Source organism: Pseudomonas sp. BN417 (genome assembly GCF_029871205.1).
Lineage (GTDB): Bacteria > Pseudomonadota > Gammaproteobacteria > Pseudomonadales > Pseudomonadaceae > Metapseudomonas.
This window is the reverse complement of sequence record NZ_SSOJ01000164.1, coordinates 15,712-40,831: the sequence shown is the minus strand read 5'-3', so window position 1 is coordinate 40,831 and position 25,120 is coordinate 15,712. Positions and strand designations below refer to the sequence as shown.

Sequence of the window (25,120 nt, the reverse complement as noted above, 5' to 3'; positions counted from 1 at the left end):
CAACCCCCTCGGCCTGCCGATGGGGGTCGTGGAGCGTCGTCCCTGTGCGCCGGCGGGTCATCAATCGAGCGCTCCGGGATGGACTGAGTCGACCAGGAGTAAGTCATGAAGAAACAGGATATTGCGATCGAGGTCGCGCCAGCCGGCACCAGGCCCGATGGCCCTTCTCGCCGGACCTTTCTCAAGCAGAGCGTGGCGGGGCTGGCCGCATTGGGGCTGGCCGGTCGTTTTGCCGACAGCGCCCAAGCCGGGCAGACCCGGCCGAACATTCTTTGGCTCGTCAGCGAAGATCACCGGCCGATGTACGGGGCATACGGAGATCCATTGGCGCATACCCCATCCATCGATGCGCTCGCCAGAAAAGGCGTCATCTACCGCAATGCCTTCAGCGCGGCGCCTGTCTGTGCACCTTCACGCTTCGCCATCCTGACCGGCATGCATGCCGAGAGCAACGCCCCGGCCAATCACATGCGTGCAGAAGCTTCGCTGCCGCAGATCATCGGCACCTGGCCCCAGTACCTGCGCAAGGCCGGCTACTACTGCGTCAACGCGAACAAGACCGACTTCAACTGCACTGTCGACCCGGCAGCCATCTTCGATGATGTCGGGTCCAGGGCGCACTGGAAGAATCGCCCGAAAGGCCAACCCTTCATGGCGATGTTCAACAGCATGACGACCCATGAGTCGAAGCTGTTGCGATCCGTATCCGGCCTGGTGAAGCCGGCGGCGGTCCAGCTGCCCGCCTATCTACCCGATACCCCGGAGCTGCGCGAGGACCTGGCGAACTACTACAACGCGATAGCGAAGATGGATGCCGAAGTCGGCGAGTGGCTCCGCGAACTGGAGGAGGAAGGTGTCGCCGACGACACCATCGTTTTCTACTTCTCCGACAACGGCGGCGCCATGCCACGAGGCAAGCGCTATTGCACCGATGAAGGGTTGCGCTGTGAACTGGTGGTCTATGTGCCGCCCAAGTGGGCGCACCTGTCGCCGGACAGGATGGGCACGGAAGTCCACGCGCCGGTGAGTTTCGTCGACCTCTCCCCTACCGTCCTCTCGATTGCCGGAATCGCCACGCCGCCCCAGATGCAGGGCCGCGCCTTCCTTGGCGGGCATCTGGCGCCGGTACGGCGCTATGTCTTCGCTGGACGCAACCGCATCGCGGAGCGTTACGACTTTGTTCGGGCGGTCTCCGACGGCCGATTTCATTACGTACGCAACTACAGCCCGCACCGGCCGATGGGGCAGCACGGGGCATTCGAATGGTTGACCGGCGGCTATCAGAGTCTGGAGCGCGAGTACCTGGCGGGGCGCCTGAATGAGGCCCAGGCCCGATTCTTCGCGGGGCCGAGGGCGTTCGAGGAGCTCTATGACCTGCTGCAGGATCCGGATCAACTGCACAACCTGGCAGCCCTTCCCGAGCACGCTGCGCGCCTGCTTGAAATGCGTGGTGCGCTGGACGAGCACATGCTGGCGATCAACGACAACGGCTTCATTCCCGAATGGATGACGATCGAAGGCTATCTGCCCAGCCGTGATCCCGCAGCCTATCCCCTGCCCCGCCTGATGCAACTGGGTCAGCTCGCCGCTCAGCGCGAGGACACCAACCTTCAGGTGTTGCTGAACCACCTGGATGACGCCAATCCGCTGATACGCCACTGGGCTCTGCAAGGGCTGCTGATGCTGGGGAAGGCATCGCTCCCGGGCCGCGAGCGACTGTTGCTGCAGATGCGCGGGGACGCACTGGTTCAGAACCGTGTAGTCGCCGCCGAGGCCGTGGCCCTGTCGATGCCGACGCCCGAAGCGGTCGAGGTGTTGGCGGGGATCATCGACAGCGAATCGTCACCCTGGCAGGTGCAACTCCAGTCGCTCAATGCATTGACCTTCATCGGCGAACAGGCCAAGGCCGCATTGCCGGCGATCAAGCGCATGGCGGGTAGCGATCAGGAGTACCTGCGCAGCGCCGGTCGTTATCTGGAAGCGGTGCTGGAGGGGCGCTACGAACCCTCCTATCCCGTCTACCAGTTCTGGCGATTGCTCTGGAAGAAATGGGTGGGCTGAACCTTGCGGGGATACGGCCAGAACCCACGATCAAGTGATGTCGAAACAACAGGAATCCAAAGGATGAAACACTCTGCCTCTTTCGCCCGGCCACTCGCGGGGCAACTGCCACCTCTGCACATAAAACGCAGGCTCATCACCGCAGTGGCGGCGTTGAGTATCTGTGCGCTGAGCTCGATGCAGGCGCAAGCGACTCCTTCCACCGGCAGCCCCAACATGATCCTGCTGGTCGCCGACGACATGGGCTGGGGGGACTTGGCCAGCTATGGCAACCCCGTGCTCGAAACCCCGAACCTCGATCGGATGGCCCAGGAAGGACAGCGCTGGACCGATTTCTACGTGAGCTCGCCGGTCTGCTCGCCAAGCCGGGGGGCGATGTTGACCGGCCGTGTCGAGACGCGAACGGGTATGTACGGTGTCCATAACAACGTGGTCATCGAAAACGATCCGAACACCTTCCTCGACAAGGAGGTGACGCTCGCGCAGCTCCTCAAGGACAGCGGCTACCGCACGGCGTTGTTCGGCAAATGGCATCTGGGCGACTCCACTGCGGCCTATCCGACCCGCTCAGGTTTCGACACCTGGTGGGGCACCCCCATGTCCAACGACGGCTACTTCATCGGTGGCGTGACGCCCGAGGAGCTGCGCAAACGCGCCCTGGCCGGCGAGTCGCCGCAGAAGCTGTATGCCGAATACCTGGCCCAGGCGACGGCGAGCTTTACCGACCCCAAGAGCGGGATGTGGAACATTCCCCTGGTCAAGAGCGACCGGGTGGAGGTCGACGGTCAGGTTCGGTTCGAGGACCAGGTGCTCGAACGCCCCATCGACCAGAAGACCTACAACAGGCGACTGACCGATCAAGTAGTCGACTACGTCAGCCAACCAAATGAGCAACCCTTCTTCGTCTGGGTGGGCTACGAGAAGCCGCACCTCCCTCACTTCGCCGGCCCTGAATTCGAAGGAACCAGCAAAGGTGGCCGACTGGGCGATGCGATTGCCGAACTCGATCACAGTGTCGGACGGGTGCTCGACTCATTGCGACGGAGTGGCAACGACAAGAACACGCTGGTGGTGTTCGTGAGTGACAACGGACCCTGGCTGCGGTTTGAAAAGCTGGTGGGCTCGGCGGGAGTCTTGCGGGAGGGCAAGAAGTCGACCTACGAGGGTGGCGTCAGGGTTCCCGCGATCTTCTGGCAGCCCGGAGTGATCAGGCCTGCAGTGGTACACGGCATAGGGGCTGCGTACGACTTGCTACCTACCTTCTCGGCGCTGGCCGGGACCAAGGTTCCGGCGATCGAGCTGGATGGCATCGATCTTTCCGAAACGCTCAAGGGCCGACGCGAGAGCCCGCGCACCACCCTGCCCTATTACCTTGGGGGCAAGCTGATGGCCTGGAGAGAGGGTGAGTGGAAACTCAACATCCACGAATCGAGCGCGCGTATCGGCGGACATGAAGGGAAGCTGAATCCCCCGACCTTGTACAACCTGGGCAGCGACCCGGGCGAGAAATACGACCAGGCCGCGAAGGAGCCGGCCATCGTTCAGCGCCTGCTCAAGAATGCGGAAGCATTCGAGCAATCGATCAGCAAAGCCCCGCCGCGTTTTGACCTTGTCTTGCAGAGCCTCAAGCAATAGCAACCTCAAAGTCGTCCGAGGACTGCTCCCGCTGCCGGCGCGCGTATCGCGAAATTTCTTTCTGCGCATCGGCAGCTTTCGGAGCCCCCTTTCGCGACAGCGGCATTGACAAGGTAGCGGGCAATTCGCATATTTATCCAGTCGGATAGTTTCTCTTGGGACGAGATTCGTGACCCGCAATCCTTCCCCTCGCCACGGCGTCCCCTGAACACGACATCCATGCAGGCATCGGCCTGCAAATCGACAATAAAAATAAAGGTAGTGACGATGAATGCGTTGATTGATGGCAAGTCGGTCGACTTCGGCCGGCTCGCCCTGCGCAGGTGCAATGGGAAGTTGATGGGCGTCTCCCTGGCGGGGGCGGCAATGCTGGCCTTGCCTCTTGGGGTGGCGCAGGCCTTCCAGTTCCATTCGGAGGACTGGGCCGGCTCCCTGGATACCACGCTTTCCTATGGTGTGAGCTACCGCGCAGAAGGGCAGGACAGCAAGCTGATCGCGCGGGCCAACGGCGGCACCGGCGCCAATGGCGACAAGATCAACAAGGACGACGGCGATCTCAACTTTCGCAAGGGCGAAGTCTTTTCCCAGGTGGCCAAGGTCGTCTCGGAGCTGGGCCTGAAGTACCGCGATTCCTATGGCCTGTTCGTCCGTGGCCGCGCCTTTTACGACTTCGAACTGGAGGATGACGAGCGGCGTCATCGGCAGATCCCCGGCGATGGCCTGGACCAGGCCGGCTCCTCCATCGACCTGCTGGATGCCTTCGTCTATGGCCGCTGGACCGTCAGTGAGCGCAATCTCAACGCGCGCCTGGGGCGTCAGGTCATCAACTGGGGCGAAGGCCTCTTCTACCAGAACGGCATCGGCGCGACCAACCCGCTCGACCTGGGCGCGCTGAGGGCGCCGGGGTCGGAGCTGAAGGAGGCGTTCCTGCCGACCTTCATGGGTTACGGCTCCTATGAGCTGAGCGATAGCCTGACGGTGGAAGCCTACTACCAGCCAGGCTGGGCCTGGGAGGCAACCAAGGTCGACGTCTGCGGCACCTATTTCTCCAGCAACGATTTCATCGGTGAGGGCTGCGACTACGTGGCCGCAGGAGCCTTCGACAACCCATCGGTGCCGGGCGCACCGCGCGCCCAGTTCGTGCCGCGTACGTCGGACGTCGATGCCGACGACGCAGCGCAACTCGGCGTGGCGCTGCGCTGGTACGTTCCGGCGCTGAACGATACCGAATTCGGTTTCTATCACCTGCGCTACAGCGCCCAGCTGCCGCAGGTCGGCGCCACCGTGGCGCAGAAGCTGGGGCCCGTCCCGATCCCCAGCACCGCCACCTACCATGCCGAGTACCTGGAGCACCGTGAACTGTACGGCACCAGCTTCAACACCACGATCGGCGGTGACGGTTTCTTCAGCGGACAGTCACTGTTCGGTGAGCTGACCTATCGGCCCAACGCGCCCATCGCCCTGTCGCCCTCGGCGCTCCTGCGCGCAGCCCTGTCGAATCCGGCGGGCAGGCCTGCCGGCACGCACATCGACGGTTTCCGCGAGAAGGAGATGTACCAGCTCTCGCTGGGCACCATCCGCAACATCGGCGCGGTGCTGGGCGCCGACGCGGCCAACCTGCAGGGCGAAGTGGTCGCCAGCCGCGTGATGGGGCTGGAGTCGGACGTCGACTACGGCGAAGTCACCAGCAGCGCCTACGGCGCCACCGCCGGCCTCTCGCTGACCTACAACAACGTGTTCAACATCTTCAGCCTGGTCCCCAGCGTGAGTCATGGGCGCACCTTCAATGGCGTCGCGCCTAGCTTGACCAACGGACTGAACGAAGAAGCCTGGAGCACGTCCCTGGGCGTCGACGCCATCTACCAGGACCAGTTCACCGTCGGTGTGCGCTACGTCGACTACACCGGTGGCGACAACGGCGACCGCGATTTCCTTTCCTTCAACGTCAAGTACAGCTTCTGAGGAGGCATCATGCTCGGTTCAAAGTGCTTCAATCCCTGTCTCCTGGCTGTCGCGATGCTGGCTTCCCCGCTGCTGCAAGCCCAGGTGGACACCACCCAGGCCGCGCGTCTCGGCCAGGACCTCACCCCGCTCGGTGCGGAGAGGGCGGGTAATGCCGCCGGCACCATTCCGGCCTGGGATGGTGGCCTCTCCCAGCGCAACGATGCGCTGGATCCGGCGGGCGGCTACCAGGACCCCTTTGCCGCCGACAAACCGCTGTTCACCATCACGGCCGCCAATGCCGAGGAGTACCGCGACAAACTCAGCCCGGGTCAGTTGGCACTGCTCAAGCGCTACCCGAACAGCCGGAAAATGCAGGTGTACCCGACGCACCGCTCGGCCTCCTACCCGGACGCCGTATACGCAATGGTCAAGGAGAATGCGCTCAACGCCAAGCTGATCGAAGACGGCAACGGAGTTGCCGATACCAAGAACGCTGCGCCGTTCCCGATTCCCTCTTCGGGCCTGGAACTGGTGTGGAACCATCTGATGCGATATCGCGGAGAGGGCGTCAAACGCTACTACGCCGGTGCGCAGCCGCAGCTCAATGGCGACTATCAGCTGAACAAGGTGATGGAGGTCGCCATGTTCAACCGGGACGTCTCCGACTACGGCAAGGCGAACGGAAACGTCCTGCTCTACTACCGCCAGTCGATCCTCGCCCCGGCCCGCAAGGCGGGGCAGGAGACCCTGGTCCATGAGCCCATCAACCAGGTAAAGAACCCACGCCTGGCCTGGTCCTACAACACCGGCCAACGTCGCGTGCGGCGCATGCCCAACTACGCCTATGACAACCCTTCCTCGGACGGGATGGCCACCAATGACAACGGCGATATGTTCTCCGGATCACCGGATCGCTACGACTGGCAACTGGTGGGCAAGCAGGAGATGTACGTGCCGTACAACAACTATCGCTTCGCCGCCAAGAGCAACAAGTACAGCGACATCATCAAGCCTGGGCACGTCAATGCGGACCTGCCGCGCTACGAATTGCATCGCGTCTGGCATGTCCGCGGGGTCCTGAAGACGGGCGTCCGGCATGTCTACAAGCAGCGTGATCTCTACCTGGACGAGGACAGCTACCAGATCCTGGTTTCCGATCACTACGACAACCGCGACACCCTCTGGCGGGTTGGCGAAGCCTTTAGCATCAACTACTACGATCAGCCACTGGTCTGGTCGGCCGGTATTGGTCTATACGACCTGATCTCCGGCCGTTACACGATCGGCACCCTGACCAACGAAGAAGTCCCCTACGACTTCAATATCGCTCTGCAACCGAGCGACTTCACTCCGGCGAAACTGCGCCAGGACGGCGTTCGCTGAGGCTGGCTGGCGGTGCCGCTCAGTCTGGAGCGGCACCGCCACTCGAGGAGGGTCCAGCGGATCCGGGCATTCTTGTTCGCCAGACCCTGCAGGGCCTGAACAGCGCTCGTCATCCGCGACGCTGCATCCAGGCCGCACCCAGTCCGCTCAGGCAGATGATGGCGATGCCCACCAGGGTGGTGGCGTCGGGGGTGTGGGCGAAGATCAACAAGCCGAGCAGCCCGGCGAAGACGATCTGGCAGTAGCCAAAGGGTGCCAGCAGTGCCGGAGCGGCCAGGCGAAAAGCCTGGGTCAGCAGCAGGTGCGCCGTCATGCCCGCGCCGCCCAGGGCCAGCATCAGCAGGCCATTGCCCAGGCTCGGCAGTTGCCAGAAAAAGGGCACCACCGCGCTCATCACCAGGGTGTTGCACAGGCCGGCGAAGAAATTGCTGGTGGTCGGGCTGTCGTGGGCGGCCAGCTTGCGGGTGAGCAGCTGGTAGAAGCAGAAGCCCATGGCCGATCCGAAGGGCAGCAGGATGGCCGGGGTGAAGAGTTCGCCGCCCGGATGGACTATCACCAGCACGCCGACGAAGCCCATCACCACCGCCGCCCACTGGCCCGCGCTAACCCTTTCCTTCAGCAACGGCACCGAGAGCGCGGTCACCAGCACCGGGGCGAGGAAGTTGACCGCGGTGGCCTCCGCCAGCGGGATGTACTGCAGCCCGGCGGTGAACAACAGGCTGGTGCTTAGCAGGCTCAACGCCCGCAGCCCCTGGAGGAGCGGCCGGCGGCTCCGCAGTACGCGAAGACCCGCCTGGGGCAAGAAGATGCCGGCCATCAGCAGCGTGTGCACCAGGTAGCGGGCCCAGACCACCATCACCACCGGATACAGGCCGCCGAGGTATTTGGACAGGGCGTCATGCCCGGCGAAAAGGAAGGTGGCCAGGACCACCAGCAGGATGCCCCGCAGCGGTTGGTTTGTTCCGGACAGCGGGGTATTGGCGCTCATCAGAGTCTCAAAAGAACGCGGCCCAGCCGGCCGCGTGAAGGGTGAAATCTCAGATCCGGTCGAGAAGCGTCCGCGCCTTTTCCATTGCGATCCTGGCACGCTCCAGGCCGCTGACGCCCTGCTCCATCAACTGGCGGGTGGGGATCTCCAGGCTCAGCGGGATGTCCGCCGGCAGGGTGCGCAGCAGGCCGAGCAGGTCGCTGTCGCCATCGCCGGGGAAGCGTCGTTCGTTGCGTGCCTGGCGGAGGATCTCATCCATGTCGTCCGGGCGCGGCCCGGCCACGTCACAGAGCTGCGCATAGCGCAGGCGCGCCGGCGCCACCTCGGCCAGGTCTTCCAGCCGCGAGGCGGAGCGGTTGAAGTGGAAGGCATCCACCAGCACTCCAGCATTGGTGCGGCCGGCGTTTTCGACGATGCGCACCGCTTGGGTCAGGTCGCGGGCATCGGTCCAGGGCATGAACTCGAGGCTCGGGTGGATGCCGTAGAGGGCGGCAAGATCGCAGAAGGCCGCGAAGTTGTCGGTCAGGCGGGCCTCGTCGCCATCGTTGCCGGCCACCAGCACGTCCGTGGCACCAAACTCAGCTCCAGCCGCCAGCACGGGTTCGAAGTCGGTCACGCGGGTCTCCGCCTTGAGCCGCAGGATTTCGATATCCATCACCCGTACACCGGTGTCCCGCAGGCGCTCCAGGGTCCGGCGCCGCAGCCCGGCGTCGGCCACCAGCGGGAAGTGGAACTCCTCGGGCGTGGCCGGCACCAGGCGCAGGCCGACATGGCTGTAGCCGGTGCGCGCGGCCACTTCCACCATGTCCGGTGGCGAGAGTTCGAGAACGGTCAGGGCGGCAAGGGAGAAAATGCGATCGGTCATGGTTCTTCTCGGAATCCAGTTCCACAATTGGACTTACAATATTTAGAACCTGGTTCCAGATTATCGCAAGAGAAAAATGAGCTGCGGATCGATCACGCGTCCTGAGCTGAGGAGGTGCAGGAGGAGAAGGTTCTCTGTGGGGGCGATTTCAATCGCTAAGCAGGCCGCAGGCCTGCCCATCCAGTCCCCAAGGGGGCAGCTACGCTGCCCATAGCGAATGAATTCGCCCCCACAATTTGGAGGGTCTCACCGCCTATGCAGAGCTCAGACGAAGAACTCGGAAGCCTGGCTCGCGGCCGAGAGCTCAGTTGCGGCTTCCACCAGATGCGGCGCCAGTTCGTGCATGCGATCCTCCGGCAGGCGCGCACTGGGGCCGGCGACGCTGAGCACGCCTATGGCCTTGCCACTGCGCGGGTCGCGGACCACGGCGGCCAGGGCCGAAGTGCCAACCGCCGAGCTTTCCACCACCCAGGCATAGCCATGCTCGCGGGCCTGGCGCAGGCGCTCCAGCAGCTCGATATTGGAACGCGGCGCGTTGGGGCCGAAGTCCGCCGGGTCGGCCACGCCCTGGCGCTCCACCAGCACCAGGGCTTCGGCATCACTCAGGCTTGCCAGCCAGGCGTGGCCGGACGCGGTGTAGAACAGCGGTGCGTCGCGGCCCATGTCCGGGTCGTAGCGCAGGCCGGAGCGCGCGCCCTGGGATTTGACTATCCAGGTCAGGCGGTCGCCGTCGATCACGCCCAGGCGCACCAGCTCACCGGTTTCCTGGGCCAGGCGATCGAGGATCGGCTGGACGATGTCCGCCCCGCTGCTGGCCAGATAGCGGAAAGCCATGGCCACCAGCCTGGTGGACAGCTGGTAACGGCTGTTCTCCTCGTTCTGCCGCACGTAACCGAGGCGGATCAGCTCGGCGAGCATGCGGTGGGTCGCGCTCTTGGGGATATCCAGCTCATCCGCCAGGCTCTGCATGGGCAGCCCGCGGGGGTCGCTGGTGAGGCGTTCGAGAAGGTTGAATGCGCGTTCGATCTGGCTACCGGCCATGGGCAATGATCCTGAAGAGTGTCCGCCGATTCTAGAAGACAAGCCCTGCCCTTAGAAACCTGGAACTGCAGCCGCTCGTTCAGCCAGCTTCGGGACAAAATGTACGGACCAGTTAGTTTTAGTTCGATTATCGAACAGAAGCGCTTTGGATGAATTGAACACCGCGGCGGCAGCTTTCACTATCAGTCCCAGGTTCGAAGCGTTGCCGCAACCAGCCTGCGACCCCAGCAACGCTTCGCTCCTCTCGCCATAAATACAAGAAAGGTCCATAGCGATGCTCCAGCCCCAACCATCCCATGCCTCGCCACCCGCCTCCGGGTATGCCTTCGACAACTGCTCGCCGTTCGCCTCCATCGACCTGGTCCAACTGGCCGGTGACGACTCCCTGCGCGACCGCCTGCTCCGCTGCCTGCAGCGCCGGAGCGCCCTGCGCAAAGCCCGCTAGCGCCGCCGAAACCCCGACCGACTCGCATTCGCGCAAACGCCGCGAAGGGCTTTTTGCGCACCTGAAAACAACAATCACAGAGGCAAGATCGAGCATGAAATCCACCAGCCGCCGCCAGGCACTCCGCTATGCCCCGAGCCTCCTCGCCGCCGCAGTCGCGCTGGGCACCCTGCCCGCCCAGGCCGCCGAGGAGGCCGGTTTCGTCGAAGACGCCACGGCGACCCTGAATCTGCGCAACTTCTATATCAATCGCAATTTCGTCGACGACTCCGCTACCCAGGGCAAGGCCGAGGAATGGACCCAGAGCTTCATCCTCGACGCCCGCTCCGGATTCACCCAAGGCACGGTGGGCTTTGGCGTCGACATGCTCGGCCTGCTTTCGGTCAAGCTCGATGGCGGCCGTGGCACCAAGGGCACGCAGCTGTTGCCGGTGCATGACGACGGCCGCCCCGCCGACGACTTCGGCCGTCTGGCCGTGGCCGGCAAGATGCGCATCTCCAACACCGAGCTGAAGGTGGGCGAATGGATGCCGGTGCTGCCGATCCTGCGCTCCGACGATGGCCGCTCCCTGCCGCAGACCTTCGAAGGTGGCCAGCTGACCTCCAAGGAAATCGACGGACTGACCCTCTATGGCGGCCAGTTCCGCGGCAACAGCCCACGCAATGACGCGAGCATGGAAGACATGTTCATGAACGGCCGAGCCGCCTTCACTTCCGATCGCTTCAATTTCGTCGGTGGCGAGTACAGCTTCAATGACGACCGGACCCTGGTGGGCCTGTGGAACGCCCAACTGAAGGACATCTACGAGCAGCAGTTCGTCCAACTGGTGCACAGCCAGCCAATCGGCGACTGGACCCTGGGCGCCACCCTCGGCTATTTCACCGGCAAGGAAGACGGCTCGGCCCGCGCCGGCGACCTGGACAACCACACCTGGTCCGGCCTGTTCTCCGCCAAGTACGGTGCCAGCACCTTCTATGTCGGCCTGCAGAAGGTCAGCGGCGACGACGCCTGGATGCGGGTCAACGGCACCAGCGGCGGCACCCTGGCCAACGACAGCTACAACTCCAGCTACGACAACGCCGGCGAGCGCTCCTGGCAACTGCGCCACGACTACAACTTCGCCGCCCTCGGCGTACCCGGCCTGACCCTGATGAACCGCTACATCAGCGGTGACAACGTGCATGTCGGCGCGGTACGCGATGGCGAGGAATGGGGCCGCGAAAGCGAGCTGGCCTACGTCGTACAGTCCGGCGCCTTCAAGGCTCTCAGCTTCAAGTGGCGCAACTCCAGCATGCGCCGTGACTGGGGCAGCAACACCAGCTTCGACGAGAACCGGTTGATCATCTCCTACCCGCTCTCGTTGCTCTGAATCTTTGGTAAGCGTGCTTCGACTACCTCGGCCCGCCATCTGGCGGGCTTTTTTGTGGGCTCTGCCGGCCGGCTCCACGTAGGGTGCGCTGCGCGCACCAGTGTTCCTGCGCGGACTAGCTGGTGCGCACGGCGCACCCTACCGATATCTGCGCGAATCCAGCCTTTGTGTTCGCTGATCGGCCACTTGCCGGTGAATGACCTTGGTCGCAGTCCATGGCAGCCATAGAATATGGAACCATGTTCCACAAATTAAGGAATAGCGCGATGCCGGCCGAAATACCTACCCAACACAGCCTCGATTGCGACCTGCTGGTCATAGGCTCAGGCGCGGCAGGCCTTGCCGCTGCGGTTACGGCTGCCCATCACGGGCAGAAGGTGGTGCTGGTGGAGAAGGATCCGGTATTCGGCGGCGCCACCGCCTGGTCCGGCGGCTGGATGTGGGTGCCACGCAACCCGTTGGCGCGCCGCGCCGGCATCGAAGAAGACATCGAACAGCCACGCACCTACCTGCGTCATGAGCTGGGTGAGCAGTACCGGCCGGAGATGGTGGATGCCTTCCTCGAAGCCTGTCCGGAAATGGTCGGCTTCTTCGAGCAGCACACCGCCCTGCAGTTCGTCGACGGCAACGGCATCCCGGATATGCATGGCGACACGCCCGGCGCCGCCACCGGTGGCCACCAGGTGATTGCCGCCCCCTATGACGCCCGCGAAGTCGGCGCCCTGCTGCCACGCTTGCGCAAGACCATGCGCGAGACCTCTTTCATAGGCATGCCGATCATGGCCGGTGCCGACCTCGCCGCCTTCCTCGGCATGACCCGCTCGCTGCACGCATTCACCCATGTCACCCGACGCTTCACCGCCCACCTCTACCACCTGGCCCGTTATGGCCGCGCCATGCACCTGGTCAATGGCGTGGCGCTGGTGGCGCGCCTGGCCAAGTCCGCCGACGACCTGGGCGTGCGGCTGCTGGAGTCGGCGCCGGCCCGGCGGCTGATCATCGAGAATGGCCAGGTACGCGGCGCAGTGGTGGAACGGGATGGCGCCGAACTGACCATTCGCTCCGGAGCCGTAGTGCTCGCCGCCGGCGGCTTCCCCAACGACCCCGCCCGGCGCAAGGCCATGTTCCCCCGCGATGCCAGCGGCCACGACAACCTCGCCCTGCCCCCGCTCGCCTGCTCCGGCGACGGTCTGTGCCTGGGTGAGTCCGCGGGTGGCGTGGTGGCCGACGACCTCAAGTCCCCGGTGGCCTGGGCACCGGTATCCAGGGTGCCCTACCCCGACGGCACGGTCGGCCATTTCCCGCACATCATCGACCGCGGCAAGCCGGGGATCATCGGCGTGCTCGCCAATGGCAAGCGCTTCGTCAACGAGGCCGGCGGTTACTACGACTATGTCGCCGCCATGCTCGAAGCGGTGCCGGAGGGCGAAGAGCCCTGCTCCTGGCTGATCTGCGACCACCGCTTCCAGCGCCGCTACGGGCTGGGCTTTGCCCGCCCGGCGCCCGTGCCGCTCTGGCCGCAACTGCGCAATGGCTACCTCAAGCGTGGCAACAGTATCGAGCAGCTGGCCCGTGAATGCGGCATCGACCCGGCGGGCCTCGCCAATACGGTCGCCGAGTTCAACCAGCATGCCCGCCAGGGCCAGGATCCGGCCTTCCGCCGGGGCAGCACGCCGTTCAACCGCAGGAACGGCGACGCGCTGCATACCGGCCCCAACCCCTGCGTGGCGCCAATCGAGCAGGGTCCCTTTTACGCGGTGAAAGTGCAGCCGGGCTGCTTCGGTACCTTCGCCGGCCTGCGTACCGACGGTAACGCGCGGGTGCTCGATATCGCCGGCCGACCCATTCCCGGCCTCTATGCCGCGGGTACCGATATGGCCAGCGTGCTCGGTGGGCACTACCCCTCCGGCGGGATCAACCTGGGGCCGGCGATGACCTTCGGCTATATCGCCGGGAAGCATGTGGCCGGGGTCGCCTGAGCCCTTGCGCCTCTTGTGGGAGCGAATTCATTCGCGAAAGCAGGCCAAAGGCCTGCCCTTCAGGCTCCGATGGGACTGCTGCGCAGTCCTTCGCGAATGAATTCGCTCCTACAGGGGCCGGGCACGCGGAAGGATCACTGCTCGGGATGAGCGCCCCACAGGCTTCTCTTGCCCACACAAAAGACGCCGCCCGGATGCGTGGTCCGGGCGGCGTCTGGTCTTGCGGCGGATCAGCCCTGCAGCGATTCCACCCCAAGCTCGTCCCACACGGCCTCGGCCAGGTGGAAGGTGGCGTTGGCGGCAGGAATGCCGCAGTAGATCGCGCTCTGCATGATCACTTCCTTGATCTCGTCGCGGCTCACGCCATTGTTCTTCGCCGCGCGCAGGTGCAGCTTCAGTTCGCCCTCGCGGTTCATGCCGATGAGCATGGCGATGGTGATCAGGCTGCGGGTATGGCGCGGCAGGCCCGGACGTGTCCAGATATCGCCCCAGGCATGACGGGTGATCATCTCCTGGAACTCTTCATTGAAGGGCGTCAGGTTCTGCAGGCTGCGGTCGACGTGGGCGTCGCCCAGCACCGCGCGGCGGACCTGCATGCCGGCTTCGTAGCGTTCTTTCTCGTCCATCTTCGGCTCCGGATCGAGTTCGCGGTGCGCACGGCGCACCCTACATCGCGGTAGGGTGCGCCGTGCGCACCAGCGGGGTCACTGGGTCAGGAAATCCAGCACACGACGGCTGAAGGCGTCGCCAGCCTGGACGTTGGACAGGTGCGCGGCATGGAACTCCACCAGCTCGGCGCCACGGATGCGTTCCTGCATGAAGCGGCCATGCTCGGTGGTGGTCACCGGGTCGCCGCTGCCGCAGACGATCAGGGTCGGCGCGCGGATGGCACCCAGCTGCTCGCGGTAATCCGCATCGCGCACCGCCGCGCAGTTGGCGGCGTAACCCGCGGGCGAGGTCTGCGCGAGCATTCCGACTATGGGCTCGACCTGGGCCGGCTCAGCCTCGGCGAACTCAGGGGTGAACCAGCGGGAGATGGAGGCATCGCGCAGGTCGCGCATGGCCTGGGCACCGCCGGCGAGCACGGTGTCGATGCGCGGGTTCCAGACGTCCGGGCTGCCGATCTTGGCGGCGGTGTTGCACAACACCAGGCGCTGGATGCGCTCGGGAGCGTTGATCGCCAGCCACTGGCCGATCAGGCCGCCCATGGACAGGCCGCAGAAGCTCGCCTTGGCGATGTCCAACGCATCCAGCAGGGCCAGCACGTCACGGCCCAGCTGCTCGATGCTGTAGGGGCCTTCGCTGACCACGGACTGGCCATGGCCGCGGGTGTCATAGCGCAACACCTGGAAGTGCTGGGTGAAGGCCGGGATCTGCGCATCCCACATGTGCAGGTCGGTGCCCAGGGAGTTGGACAGCACCAGCACCGGCGCGCCAGCCGGGCCTTCGAGGAGGTAGTTCAGGTCGCCATCGGCGAGACGTACGGCAGGCATGGAAAGCTCCTAGCTCGAAAAATTGTTGTGATCGGTGACGGCGCGTTCGACCCAGCGGCGGGCCTGGCCAAGGTAATGGGCCGGGTCGAGCAGGCGGTCCAGCTCGGCGGCGGAAAGTTGTGCAGTGACTTCGGCATTGGCGCCTAGCACCTGGCGCAGATGGGCGCCCTCTTTCACCGCCTGGCGGCAACATTGCTCCACCAGGTGATGGGCGGCGTCGCGGCCGATTCGCTGGGCCAGCGCGATGCTCACCGCCTCTGCCAGGACCAGGCCCTGGGTCAGGTCGAGGTTGTGGCGCATGCGTGCGGCGTCCACTTCCAGGCCGGGCACCATCAGCAGCGCCTGCTGCAGGGCGCCGGAAACCAGGCAGCAGAGTTCCGGCAGGGTCTCCCATTCGGCATGCCAGAGACCGAGGCTGCGCTCGTGCTCCTGGGGCATGGCGGCGAACATGGTGGAGACCAGGCCCGGAGCGCGGGTCGCTGCGCCGATCAGCACGGCGGCGCTCACCGGATTGCGCTTGTGCGGCATGGTGGAGGAGCCACCCTTGCCCGGCGCCGAGGGTTCGAAGACTTCGCCGGCCTCGGTCTGCATCAGCAGGCTGAGGTCGCGGCCGAGTTTGCCCAGGCTGCCGGCGATCAGGCCGAGCAGGCTGGCAAACTCCACCAGGCGGTCGCGCTGGGTGTGCCAGGGCTGGTCGGGCAGGTCCAGATCCAGCTCGCGGGCCAGGGCCTCGGCCACCGGCCAGGCCTGTTCGCCCAAGGCGGCCAGGCTGCCGGAGGCGCCGCCGAACTGCAGGCAGAACAGGCGCGGCTTCAGCTCGGCCAGACGCTGGCGGTGACGGGTGACGGCGCCCAGAACCCCGGCGAGTTTCATGCCCAGGGTCACGGGGGTGGCCTGCTGCAGCCAGGTGCGGCCCGCCAAGGGGGTATCGGCGAAGCGCTCGGCCTGCACGGCCAGGGCCTGGGCCAGGCCGGCGAGGTCCTGCTCCAGCAGCTCGGCGGCGGCGCGCAGTTGCAGCACCAGGCCGCTGTCCATGGCGTCCTGGCTGGTGGCGCCCAGGTGCAGGTAGCGTTCGGCCTCGCTGCTCTGGGTGGCGACGCGCTTGCCCAGCGCCTTCACCAGCGGGATGGCGGAGTTGCCGGCGCTGGTGATGGCCTGGGCCAGGGCGGCGTAGTCATAGAGTTCGGCCTGGCAGGCGGCGGCAATGGGCGCCACGGCGTCAGCGGGAATCAGGCCCACGCTCGCTTCGGCGCGAGCCAGCGCGGCCTCGAAATCCAGCATGCCCTGCACCCGGCCCTGGTCGCAGAAGACCGCGCGCATGGCAGGTGCCGTGAAATAGGCATCGAAGAGTTGGTTGCTCGGGCTGTTCAAGCCAGTGCTCCAGAAATCGGGATGGTGATTCGTTTTATAGCAGCCGGCTGTGCAGGGCCAGCCTTTGTGGTGTGGAACGGCCGGTGCGCACGGCGCACCCTACGGTAGGGTGTGCCGCGCGCACCAATGGCGTCAGACCCGCTCGATGGCCAGGGCCAGGCCTTGGCCTACGCCCACGCACATGGTCGCCAGGCCGATCTTGCCGCCGGATTTCTCCAGCTGGTGCAGGGCGGTCTGGACCAGGCGCGCGCCGCTGGCACCCAGCGGGTGGCCGAGGGCAATGGCACCGCCGTTGGGGTTGACCTTGGCGCTGTCGTCGGCGATGCCGAGTTCACGCATCACGGCCAGACCCTGGGCGGCGAAGGCTTCGTTCAGTTCGATCACGTCGAAGTCGCCGATGGCCAGGTTCAGGCGCTCCATCAGCTTGCGCACCGCCGGTACCGGACCGATGCCCATGACGCGGGGCGCGACGCCGGCGCTGGCCATGCCCAGCACTTTCGCGCGCGGGGTCAGGCCATGTTTCTTCACCGCTTCGGCGGACGCCAGGATCAGCGCCACGGCACCGTCGTTGACGCCCGAGGCGTTGCCGGCGGTGACGGTCTTGTCCGGCCCGTTGACCGGCTTCAGCTTGGCCAGGGCGTCGAGGGTGGTGTCGGGACGCAGGTGCTCGTCCTGATCGACCACCGTCTCGCCCTTCTTGCCCTTGATCACCACCGGGACGATTTCCTCGGCGAAGAAGCCTGCGGCCTGGGCGACACCTGCACGCTGCTGGCTGCGCAGGGCGAAGGCGTCCTGGTCTTCACGGGAAACCCGGTAGTCGTCGGCGACGTTGTCGGCGGTCTGCGGCATGGCGTCGACGCCGTACTGGGCCTTCATCAGCGGGTTGATGAAGCGCCAGCCGATGGTGGTGTCCTCGATCTTCTGGCTACGGCCGAAGGCGCTGTCGGCCTTGCCCATCACGTAGGGCGCACGGGACATGGATTCCACGCCACCAGCAATCGCCAGCTCCATCTCGCCCGCGGCAATGGCGCGGAAGGCGGTGCCCACTGCATCCATGCCCGAGGCACAGAGGCGGTTCAGGGTCACGCCGGGAATGGTTTCCGGCAGGCCGGCCAGGAGCAGCGCCATGCGCGCCACGTTGCGGTTGTCTTCACCGGCCTGGTTGGCGCAGCCGAGGAAGACTTCATCCACCTGATCCCATTTGACCTGGGGATTGCGCTCCACCAGGGCCTTGATCGGCACGGCAGCCAGATCATCGGCGCGTACCGGCGCCAGGGCACCGCCGAAGCGGCCGATGGGCGTACGGATGGCGTCGCAGATGTAGACCTCGCGGCTCATTCCTCACCCCCTTGCTGGCCGTGGGCGGCGGCGGTACGGGCTTCCAGGGCGCGCAGCGCGGTCAGTTCCTCGTCGTTCGGCGCCACGGTTTCCTTGAGCTCGGCGGCGAAGCGGATCGGCCAGCCGGTGGCTGCGATTACCTGCTCACGGGTCACACCCGGGTGCAGCGAGGTGACGACGAATTCGTTGGTGCCGGCTTCCGGCTCCATGATGCAGAGGTCGGTGATGATGCCGACCGGGCCTTTGCCGGGCAGGCCCAGCTGCTTGCGGTGATCGCCGCCCTCGCCATGGCCGACAGAGGTGATGAAGGCCAGCTTGTCGACGAAGGTGCGGTGGGACTGCTTGAGGATGATCAGCACTTCCTTGGCGGAACCGGCGATCTCCGGGGCGCCGCCGGCACCGGGCAGGCGCACTTTCGGCTGGTGGTAGTCGCCGATCACGGTGGTGTTGATGTTGCCGAAGCGGTCGACCTGGGCGGCGCCGAGGAAGCCGACGTCGATGCGGCCACCTTGCAGCCAGTAGCGGAAGATCTCGCCGGTGGGGACCACGGTGTCGGCGGTCTCGGCCAGCTCACCGTCACCGATGGACAGCGGCAGTACGGTCGGCTTGGCACCTATGGGGCCGGATTCGTAGATCAGCACCACGTCCGGGGACGAGGTCAGGCGCGCCAGGTTGGCGGCCTTGGACGGCAGGCCGATGCCGACGAAGCAGACGGCGCCGTTCTTCAGGCGGCGGGCGGCCGCCACGGTCATCATTTCATTGGTGCTGTAGTCACGGGTGGATTGAGCGCTCATCACTTGGCCTCCGCAATTTTCTGCTGGAACTGGGCGAAATCCTCGGTGCCACGGATGTATTCATCGATCCAGGCGGTGAAGGTTTCGCGGTCGCGGGCGATCGGGTCCCAGGCCTGGTAGAAGCGGTTGTCGCGCTCGTAGTAGCCATGGGCATAGGACGGATGGGCGCCGCCGGGCACGAGGCAGACAGCGGTCAGGGCCCAGGTCGGCAACACGCAGGCGTTCATCGGCGCGTTCAGGTCGTCGACGATCTCTTCCACGGTGACGATGCAGCGCTTGGCCGCCAGGGCCGCTTCTTTCTGCACGCCGAGGATGCCCCAGAGCAGCACGTTGCCCTTGCGGTCGGCCTTCTGCGCGTGGATCACGGTGACGTCCGGACGCACCGAGGGCACCGCGGCCAGTTGCTCGCCGGTGAAGGGGCAGTTGATGAACTTGATGTTCGGGTTGACCTTCGGCAGGTCCGAGCCGGTGTAGGCGCGCAGCACGGCGAACGGCAGGCCCGAGGCGCCAGCCACGTAGGAGTTGGCCAGGTCGGCATGGCTGTGCTCGTCGATCTCCAGGGCGCGCGGCCACTGCTTCTCCACCGCGTCACGCAGGCGGTGCAGCGAGCCCACGCCGGGGTTGCCGCCCCAGGAGAAGGTCAGCTTGCGGGCGCAGCCGGCGCCGATCAGCAGGTCGTAGACCAGGTCGGGGGTCATGCGCACCAGGTGCAGGTCTTTCTTGCCTTGGCGAATGATTTCGTGGGACGCGGCAGTGGGAATCAGGTGGGTGAAGCCCTCGAGGGCTACTTTGTCGCCATCGTTGATGAAGCGTTCGACGGCTTCGCGGAGAGACAGGATTTCAGCCATGGTAGATCTCGTGTTGTTGTCCAGGGCGTTTTGGCGCCGGGTGAGGAAAAAGTACCCCTGCCCTGCCCCTCAAACAATCCGATAATCGACTATTCGTGCGGTTATCGAACAGATGTGTGCCTTGCTATCGGCCGTCCTCCAGCCCTCACATTGGCCCTGTCCGGGGGTGAATGCCTATCTGTAGGGCTGCGGCGGACTTCTCCAGGCCGGCGCGGGTGGAGCCGCTGACATGCTCCATCCCCTCTCGCGCATCGATGCCGGCCAGGGCCAATGCCAACAGCCAGGCATTGCCCAGCAGGAAGGCGGAGATACAAAGAAGGCCTCCGCTGCCGAGCAGCAAGGTGGCCAGGAACTTGCGGGACATCAGGGGAACTCCTCGTAGGTTGGCGCAGAGCGGAGCGAAGCCCAACGAAGGCGCACGGTTCTGTTGGGCTTCGCTGAGCTCAGCCCAACCTACGGTCACAATGCCGCGTGAAAGAAAGGTCTGTAGGGGCGAATTCATTCGCCAAGGGCAGCACAGCTGCCCCCTCTGGGCCTGAACAGGGCGGGCCTCCGGCCCGCTTGGCGATTGAAATCGCCCCTACAGGTAAAGCAGGCCGCGCCCATGCCGGGCAGCGGCGCTCGAAACTAGAACAGTGTCCAGGTGTAGGAGAGGATCAGCCGGTTCTCGTCGATATCGGTGCGGTAGTTGGAGCGCGCGGTGACGTTGCGCACGCGCACGCCCAGGCCCTTGAGGGAACCGCTCTGGAAGGCGTAGCTGATATCCAGGTCGCGCTCCCAGTCCTTGCCCTCGAAGCCCTGGCCGGTATCCACGTTGTCGCCGGTGATGTAGCGGGTGCTGGCCACCAGGCCGGGGATGCCGAGGGCGGCGAAGTCGTAGTCGTAGCGCACCTGCCAGGAACGCTCGTCGGCGAAGGCGAACTCGTAGGTGGGTACCTCGTTGCCCAGCGGGCTGACGTTGGCGAACACCCGCGGGAAGGAACTGTCGCCGTAGAGGGCCTGGTAGCCGACATAGAAGGTATGGCCGCCGCGCTTGGCCGAGAGCAGCGAGTAGAAGGCCTGGTTGTCGATCTCGCCGATCAGCTTCTTGCCGTCCTCGCTGGAGTCGAAGAAGCCGATATTGGCGCCGAGCACCCAGTTCGCCACCGGTTCGCTGTGCTTGAGGCCGAAGAAGCGCTGGTCGTAGATGTCCTCCAGCTGTGCGTACCAGGCGCTCAGGGTGGTGCGATTGGCGTTGAAGGCATAGTCGCCACCGGCGTAGTTGAAGGCGTCGCTGGAGGCCTGGCGCTGCGGCAGGTGGCCGAGCATGGCCTGGATCCTGTCGTCGCCGGCCTCGTTGCGCAGGCTGGTGCTGTTCAGGTGGCCGGCCTGCAGGGGGAGGCCGGCGATTTCGCTGGAGGTGATGCTGGCGCCCTGGTAGCTGGGCGGCAGCAGGCGGATGTCGCTGAACACCAGCACCGGCAGGTTGGGCTGCAGCTCGCCCACTTTCAGCTCGGTCTTCGATAGGCGCATCTTCCCGGCCACGCCCAGGCGGCTGTAGTCGTCGGCCGCCTCACCATCCTCCTGCACCGGCAACAGGCCGGTGTTGACCCGGTCGGGGCTGCTGTCGAGCTTGATGCCGAGGGTACCGATGGCATCGATGCCGAAGCCCACCGGGCCCGGCGTATAGCCGGACTTGAAGTTGAGGATGAAGCCCTGGGCCCACTCTTCGGCCTTGGACTGCTTGTTCGGGCCGACGATGTCAGAGAAGTCGCGGCTGAAGTAATAATTGCGCGCCTGCAGGGTGGCGGTGGAGTCGGCGATGAAACCCGACTCGGCGGCCTGGGCCAGGCCAGCGCCCACACCGGCGGAAAGCAGTACACACAGCTTGCTCGTGTTGTTGGTCATGATGTCACTCTTGTTTTTATTGGGACAAAACTCCCCCGTGGCCCTCTGTCGGGGCTCTGCACGCAAGGGGGGAGGCTTGGCGCCGGCTGCGGACAGCTCCCGCAGTGGGTCAGGCGCCGGGTTTGGTCAGGGATTGGGTTCCAAGTACCTCCTCCTGCTCCGTAGTTGCCTTGGGCGCGCGGCGCGCAGTCAGCAGCAGATGGGCGACGATGCCGAAGATCAGCCCCCAGAACGCCGCCGACAGGCCCAGGAAGGACATGCCCGACGCGGTGACCAGGAAGGTGATCAGGGCTGCCTCGCGGTCCTCCGGCACCTCCATGGACCCGGCCAGGGCGCCGGCGATGGCACCGAACAGCGCCAGTCCCGCCAGCGCGGCGATCAGCTCCTTGGGCAGCGCGGTGAAGATCGACACCAGGGTGGCGCCGAAGATGCCCAGCAACAGGTAGAACACCCCGCCCACCACGCCGGAGACATAGCGTTTGGACGGGTCTTCATGGGCCTCGCGGCCGGTGCAGATAGCCGCGGTGATGGCAGCCAGGGTCAGCCCATGGCAACCAAAGGGCGCCAGCAGCAGACTGCCCAGGCCGCTGGCGGAGATGATGGGGCTGGCCGGCGTCGGGTAGCCGGCATTGCGCAGCACCGCCACGCCTGGCACGAACTGCCCGGTCAGGGCCACCATCACCAGCGGCAGGGCGATATTGAACAGGCCATGCCAGGTGAATGCCGGGGTCACCCATTCCGGCGTGGCGAAACCGATCACCAGGGCCGAGCCATCGAGCTGCCCACTGCTGGCGGCGATGGTGCAGCCCACCAGCAGCACCGCCATCACCGCGTAGCGGGGCGACAGGCGCCGCACCAGCAGGTAGGTGAGGAACATCGCCAGCACCATCACCGGCTCGTCCTCGAGGGAGGTGAACAGGCGGGTGCCGAAGCTGAACAGGATGCCCGCCAGCATGGCCGCCGAGATCGCCGCCGGCAGCTTGCCGACGATGCGGTCGAAGGCGCCGGAAAGCCCCACCAGCAGGATGATGGCGTTGGCCATTACATAGGCCCCCACCGCCTCGCCCGCACTGATGCCCGGCAGCATGGACACCAGCAGCGCCGAGCCCGGCGCCGACCAGGCGATGATCACCGGCACCCGGTAGCGCAGGCTGAGGACGATCCCCAGCACCCCGCTGCCGATGGATATGGCCCAGACCCAGGAGGACAGCAGCTCGGCCGGCATGCCGCCGCTCTCCGCCGCCTGGAACACGATCACCAGGGGACCGGCGTAGGAAATCATGGTGGCGATGAAACCCGCCACCACGGCGGACAACGAACAGTCCTTGAACAAGGTGCGCATGCTGCCTCCAGGCCAGAGTCGCGAACGGGATCAGCCCTAAGCGGCGGTCGCCAGCGGCGCGGCCTTGGACTGCGCCTGGTGAACGAAGCACATGGCCAGGGCGGCGATGGCGCCGGGAATGGCGAAGGCCATGAAGTTCAGCTGCAGCGGCAGGTTGATGCCCAGCAGCGCACCACCCAGCAGCGGGCCGACTATGGCGCCGTTGCGGCCGATGCCCGATGCCCAGCCGAGACCGGTGGAACGGAAGGCCAGGCCGTAGAACTGCGCGGCGGTGGCGTAGAGCAGGATCTGCGTGCCGATGGTGGTGGCGCCGGCGATGGCGATCAGCAGGTAGAGCACCGGGGTCGGGCTCTTGAAGCCCAGCAGGCTGATGGAAACCGCCGCCACTACGAAGAAGGCCACCACCACCTTGGGCAGGTTGTAGCGGTCACCCAGGAAGCCGCCGGCGATGGCGCCGAACATGCCGCCGAAGTTCAGGGCGAGCAGGAACGACAGACTGGAGCCCAGGCTGTAGCCGGCGTTGGCCATCAGCTTCGGCAGCCAGGAGCTCAGCGCGTAGACCATCAGCAGGCAGCAGAAGAAGGCCACCCAGATCATCACCGTGCGCAGGCCACGGCCTTCACGGAACAGTTCCAGCACCGGGGCGCCCTGCACCTTCACCTCGTTCAGCACCAGTTCGTCCTTGTCGCCGATGGCGGCTTGCGGGTCGATGCGCTTGAGGATGGCGCGAGCCTGGTCGACACGGCCCTGGCGCAGCAGGAAGCCGACGGATTCCGGCAGGTACCAGAGGATCAGCGGCAGCAGCAGGAGCGGCAGCAGCGCGGCGAAGAACATGGCTTCCCAGCCGAAGCGCGGCAGCATGTAGATGCCAACGCCCGCCGAGAGCATGCCGCCCAGGGAGTAACCGCTGAACATGATGGCCACCAGGGTGCTGCGCAGCTTCTTCGGCGCGTACTCGTTCATCAGCGCCACCACGTTGGGCATCAGCCCGCCAATGCCGAGGCCGGCCATGAAGCGGCAGATGCCGAACTCCGTGGGGGAACTGGCGAAGCCATTGAGCACGGTAAAACCGGAGAAGAGCACGAAGCAGATGGCAATGCCTTTCTTGCGCCCGATCTTGTCGGCCAGGGAACCGAACACCAGGGCGCCGAACATCATGCCGAACAGCGCATAGCTGCCCAGGGCGCCAGCTTGTAGCGGGGTCAGGCCCCATTCCTTCATCAGCACCGGCAGGACCACGCCGTAGATGAACAGGTCGTAGCCGTCGAAGATGAGCAGGAGTGCGCACCAGCACATCACCATCCACTGGAAGGGGGTGAAGCGCGCATTGTCGATGATCTCGTGTACGTCGAGTTTTCGCATGGCATCAGTCTCTTGTTTTTGTTGTGTAGAAACCGCAGGGACGGGCGCGTGACGGTGCCCGGCCGTTGGATCGTTTGCCGCCGTAACTTCGTGGTACCCGTAGGATGGGTGGAGCCCGGCGATACCCATCGCCGCGGACTTGATGGGTATCGCTCCGCTCCACCCATCCTACGGACTGGCTGTTGCTGCTTAGCCCAGGTCACCTCCGCCCACCGGCAGGGTCACGCCGGTGATGTAGGAGGCGTCGTCCGAGGCGAGGAAGAGGATCGCGCCGGCCTGTTCGTCGATGGTGCCGTAGCGTTTCATCAGGCTGCTGTCGACCGTCTGGTCGACGATCTGCTGGTACCAGAGCTTTTCCTGCTCGCTCTGCTCGGCCGCGTTGCGCGGGATGCGCCGCGGCGGTGCCTCGGTACCGCCCGGTGCGGTGGCGTTGACGCGGATGCCACGGCCGGCGTTCTCGAAGGCCAGGCAGGCGGTCAGCGCGTTCACCCCACCCTTGGCCGCGCCGTAGGGCACGCGGTTGACGCTGCGCGTGGCGATGGAGGAAACATTGACGATGGCGCCTGCGGCCTGCTCCAACATGTAGGGCAGCACGGCATGGCAGCACCAGAGCGTGGGGAACAGCGAGCGCCGCACTTCGGCTTCGATCTCGTGCTCCTGGTAGTGCTCGAAGGGCTTGGCCCAGATGGTGCCGCCCACGTTGTTGACCAGGATGTCCAGGCGGCCGAAGCGCTCGACGGCGGCGGCGGCTACCCGGTGGCATTCGGCGTACTGTTCAAGGTCGGCGGTCAGGGCCAGCACCTCGGCCCCCTGCCCCAGTTGGTCCTGCAGTTCGAAGACCAGCTCGGAGCGGTCCACCACCACCACGCGTGCCCCCTCCTCCGCCAGCCGCTCGGCGACCCGGCGGCCGATGCCTTGCGCCGCGCCGGTGACCAGCGCGACCTTGTCTTGGAATCTGTTGTTCATGGCAATGCA

The 25,120-nt window shown here is 65.5% G+C and carries 21 protein-coding genes; 7 read left to right on the top strand and 14 right to left on the bottom strand.

The window, feature by feature from the left end; genetic code table 11:
- The first annotated feature begins 105 nt into the window (after positions 1–105).
- From E8F11_RS28925 to E8F11_RS28910, 4 genes are all read left to right on the top strand, one after another.
- Positions 106–2,061 (top strand): sulfatase-like hydrolase/transferase, encoded by a 1,956-nt coding sequence (locus E8F11_RS28925; protein WP_280292351.1) that lies wholly within the window; start codon positions 106–108, stop codon positions 2,059–2,061.
- A gap of 63 nt (positions 2,062–2,124) precedes the next feature.
- Positions 2,125–3,696, top strand: coding sequence for a sulfatase-like hydrolase/transferase (locus E8F11_RS28920; protein WP_280292350.1), 1,572 nt, complete (start codon positions 2,125–2,127; stop codon positions 3,694–3,696).
- 267 nt (positions 3,697–3,963) lie between these two features.
- Positions 3,964–5,658 (top strand): DUF1302 domain-containing protein, encoded by a 1,695-nt coding sequence (locus E8F11_RS28915; protein WP_280292349.1) that lies wholly within the window; start codon positions 3,964–3,966, stop codon positions 5,656–5,658.
- Between the two features lie 9 nt (positions 5,659–5,667).
- Positions 5,668–7,023 carry a DUF1329 domain-containing protein gene (locus E8F11_RS28910; RefSeq protein WP_280292348.1) on the top strand — a complete coding sequence of 452 codons (1,356 nt, stop codon included), beginning with the start codon at positions 5,668–5,670 and terminating at the stop codon, positions 7,021–7,023.
- A gap of 109 nt (positions 7,024–7,132) precedes the next feature.
- Here the strand turns inward: E8F11_RS28910 and E8F11_RS28905 are convergent, their stop codons facing one another.
- The 3 genes from E8F11_RS28905 to E8F11_RS28895 form a co-directional block, all read right to left on the bottom strand.
- Complete coding sequence (locus tag E8F11_RS28905; RefSeq protein WP_280292347.1) at positions 7,133–8,011, bottom strand: DMT family transporter; 879 nt, start codon at positions 8,009–8,011, stop codon at positions 7,133–7,135.
- Positions 8,012–8,060: 49 nt separating this feature from the next.
- Positions 8,061–8,876, bottom strand: a complete 816-nt coding sequence (locus E8F11_RS28900) for a sugar phosphate isomerase/epimerase (RefSeq protein ID WP_280292346.1) — start codon at positions 8,874–8,876, stop codon at positions 8,061–8,063.
- A gap of 264 nt (positions 8,877–9,140) precedes the next feature.
- Positions 9,141–9,917, bottom strand: coding sequence for an IclR family transcriptional regulator (locus E8F11_RS28895; RefSeq protein ID WP_280292345.1), 777 nt, complete (start codon positions 9,915–9,917; stop codon positions 9,141–9,143).
- A gap of 274 nt (positions 9,918–10,191) precedes the next feature.
- On the opposite strand from E8F11_RS28895, the gene E8F11_RS28890 reads away from it, so the two are divergent.
- The 3 genes from E8F11_RS28890 to E8F11_RS28880 all read left to right on the top strand — a co-directional run bounded on the left by E8F11_RS28890 (position 10,192) and on the right by E8F11_RS28880 (position 13,710).
- Positions 10,192–10,362, top strand: a complete 171-nt coding sequence (locus tag E8F11_RS28890; protein ID WP_280292344.1) for a hypothetical protein — start codon at positions 10,192–10,194, stop codon at positions 10,360–10,362.
- Between the two features lie 94 nt (positions 10,363–10,456).
- A complete protein-coding gene (locus E8F11_RS28885; RefSeq protein ID WP_280292343.1) occupies positions 10,457–11,731 on the top strand; it encodes an OprD family porin in 1,275 nt (424 codons plus the stop codon).
- A 266-nt stretch (positions 11,732–11,997) separates the two neighbouring features.
- Positions 11,998–13,710, top strand: a complete 1,713-nt coding sequence (locus E8F11_RS28880) for an FAD-dependent oxidoreductase (RefSeq protein WP_280292342.1) — start codon at positions 11,998–12,000, stop codon at positions 13,708–13,710.
- Positions 13,711–13,940: 230 nt separating this feature from the next.
- On the opposite strand, the gene pcaC is transcribed toward E8F11_RS28880, so the two are convergent.
- From pcaC to E8F11_RS28825, 11 genes are all read right to left on the bottom strand, one after another.
- Positions 13,941–14,336, bottom strand: coding sequence for a 4-carboxymuconolactone decarboxylase (gene pcaC / locus E8F11_RS28875; RefSeq protein ID WP_280292341.1), 396 nt, complete (start codon positions 14,334–14,336; stop codon positions 13,941–13,943).
- Positions 14,337–14,414: 78 nt separating this feature from the next.
- Positions 14,415–15,203 (bottom strand): 3-oxoadipate enol-lactonase, encoded by a 789-nt coding sequence (gene pcaD, locus E8F11_RS28870; protein ID WP_280292340.1) that lies wholly within the window; start codon positions 15,201–15,203, stop codon positions 14,415–14,417.
- Positions 15,204–15,212: 9 nt separating this feature from the next.
- Positions 15,213–16,574: a 3-carboxy-cis,cis-muconate cycloisomerase gene (locus E8F11_RS28865; protein ID WP_280292339.1), complete on the bottom strand. Its 1,362-nt coding sequence runs from the start codon at positions 16,572–16,574 to the stop codon at positions 15,213–15,215.
- A 132-nt stretch (positions 16,575–16,706) separates the two neighbouring features.
- The gene (gene pcaF, locus E8F11_RS28860; protein ID WP_280292338.1) at positions 16,707–17,912 is read right to left on the bottom strand and encodes a 3-oxoadipyl-CoA thiolase; all 1,206 of its coding nucleotides are present in this window, start codon (positions 17,910–17,912) and stop codon (positions 16,707–16,709) included.
- Positions 17,909–18,706 (bottom strand): CoA-transferase subunit beta, encoded by a 798-nt coding sequence (locus E8F11_RS28855; RefSeq protein ID WP_280292337.1) that lies wholly within the window; start codon positions 18,704–18,706, stop codon positions 17,909–17,911. The genes pcaF and E8F11_RS28855 overlap by 4 nt, the downstream gene beginning before the upstream one ends.
- On the bottom strand, positions 18,706–19,554 hold the full coding sequence (locus E8F11_RS28850) for a CoA transferase subunit A (RefSeq protein ID WP_280292336.1): 849 nt from the start codon (positions 19,552–19,554) through the stop codon (positions 18,706–18,708). The genes E8F11_RS28855 and E8F11_RS28850 overlap by 1 nt, the downstream gene beginning before the upstream one ends.
- Before the next feature lie 145 nt (positions 19,555–19,699).
- Positions 19,700–19,918 (bottom strand): hypothetical protein, encoded by a 219-nt coding sequence (locus E8F11_RS28845; protein ID WP_280292335.1) that lies wholly within the window; start codon positions 19,916–19,918, stop codon positions 19,700–19,702.
- A gap of 263 nt (positions 19,919–20,181) precedes the next feature.
- Positions 20,182–21,441, bottom strand: coding sequence for an OprD family porin (locus tag E8F11_RS28840; protein ID WP_280292334.1), 1,260 nt, complete (start codon positions 21,439–21,441; stop codon positions 20,182–20,184).
- 109 nt (positions 21,442–21,550) lie between these two features.
- A complete protein-coding gene (locus E8F11_RS28835; protein WP_280292333.1) occupies positions 21,551–22,783 on the bottom strand; it encodes a benzoate/H(+) symporter BenE family transporter in 1,233 nt (410 codons plus the stop codon).
- Between the two features lie 36 nt (positions 22,784–22,819).
- A complete protein-coding gene (locus E8F11_RS28830) occupies positions 22,820–24,145 on the bottom strand; it encodes an MFS transporter (RefSeq protein ID WP_280292332.1) in 1,326 nt (441 codons plus the stop codon).
- A gap of 189 nt (positions 24,146–24,334) precedes the next feature.
- Positions 24,335–25,111, bottom strand: a complete 777-nt coding sequence (locus E8F11_RS28825) for a 1,6-dihydroxycyclohexa-2,4-diene-1-carboxylate dehydrogenase (RefSeq protein WP_280292331.1) — start codon at positions 25,109–25,111, stop codon at positions 24,335–24,337.
- Between the last annotated feature and the right edge of the window lie 9 nt (positions 25,112–25,120).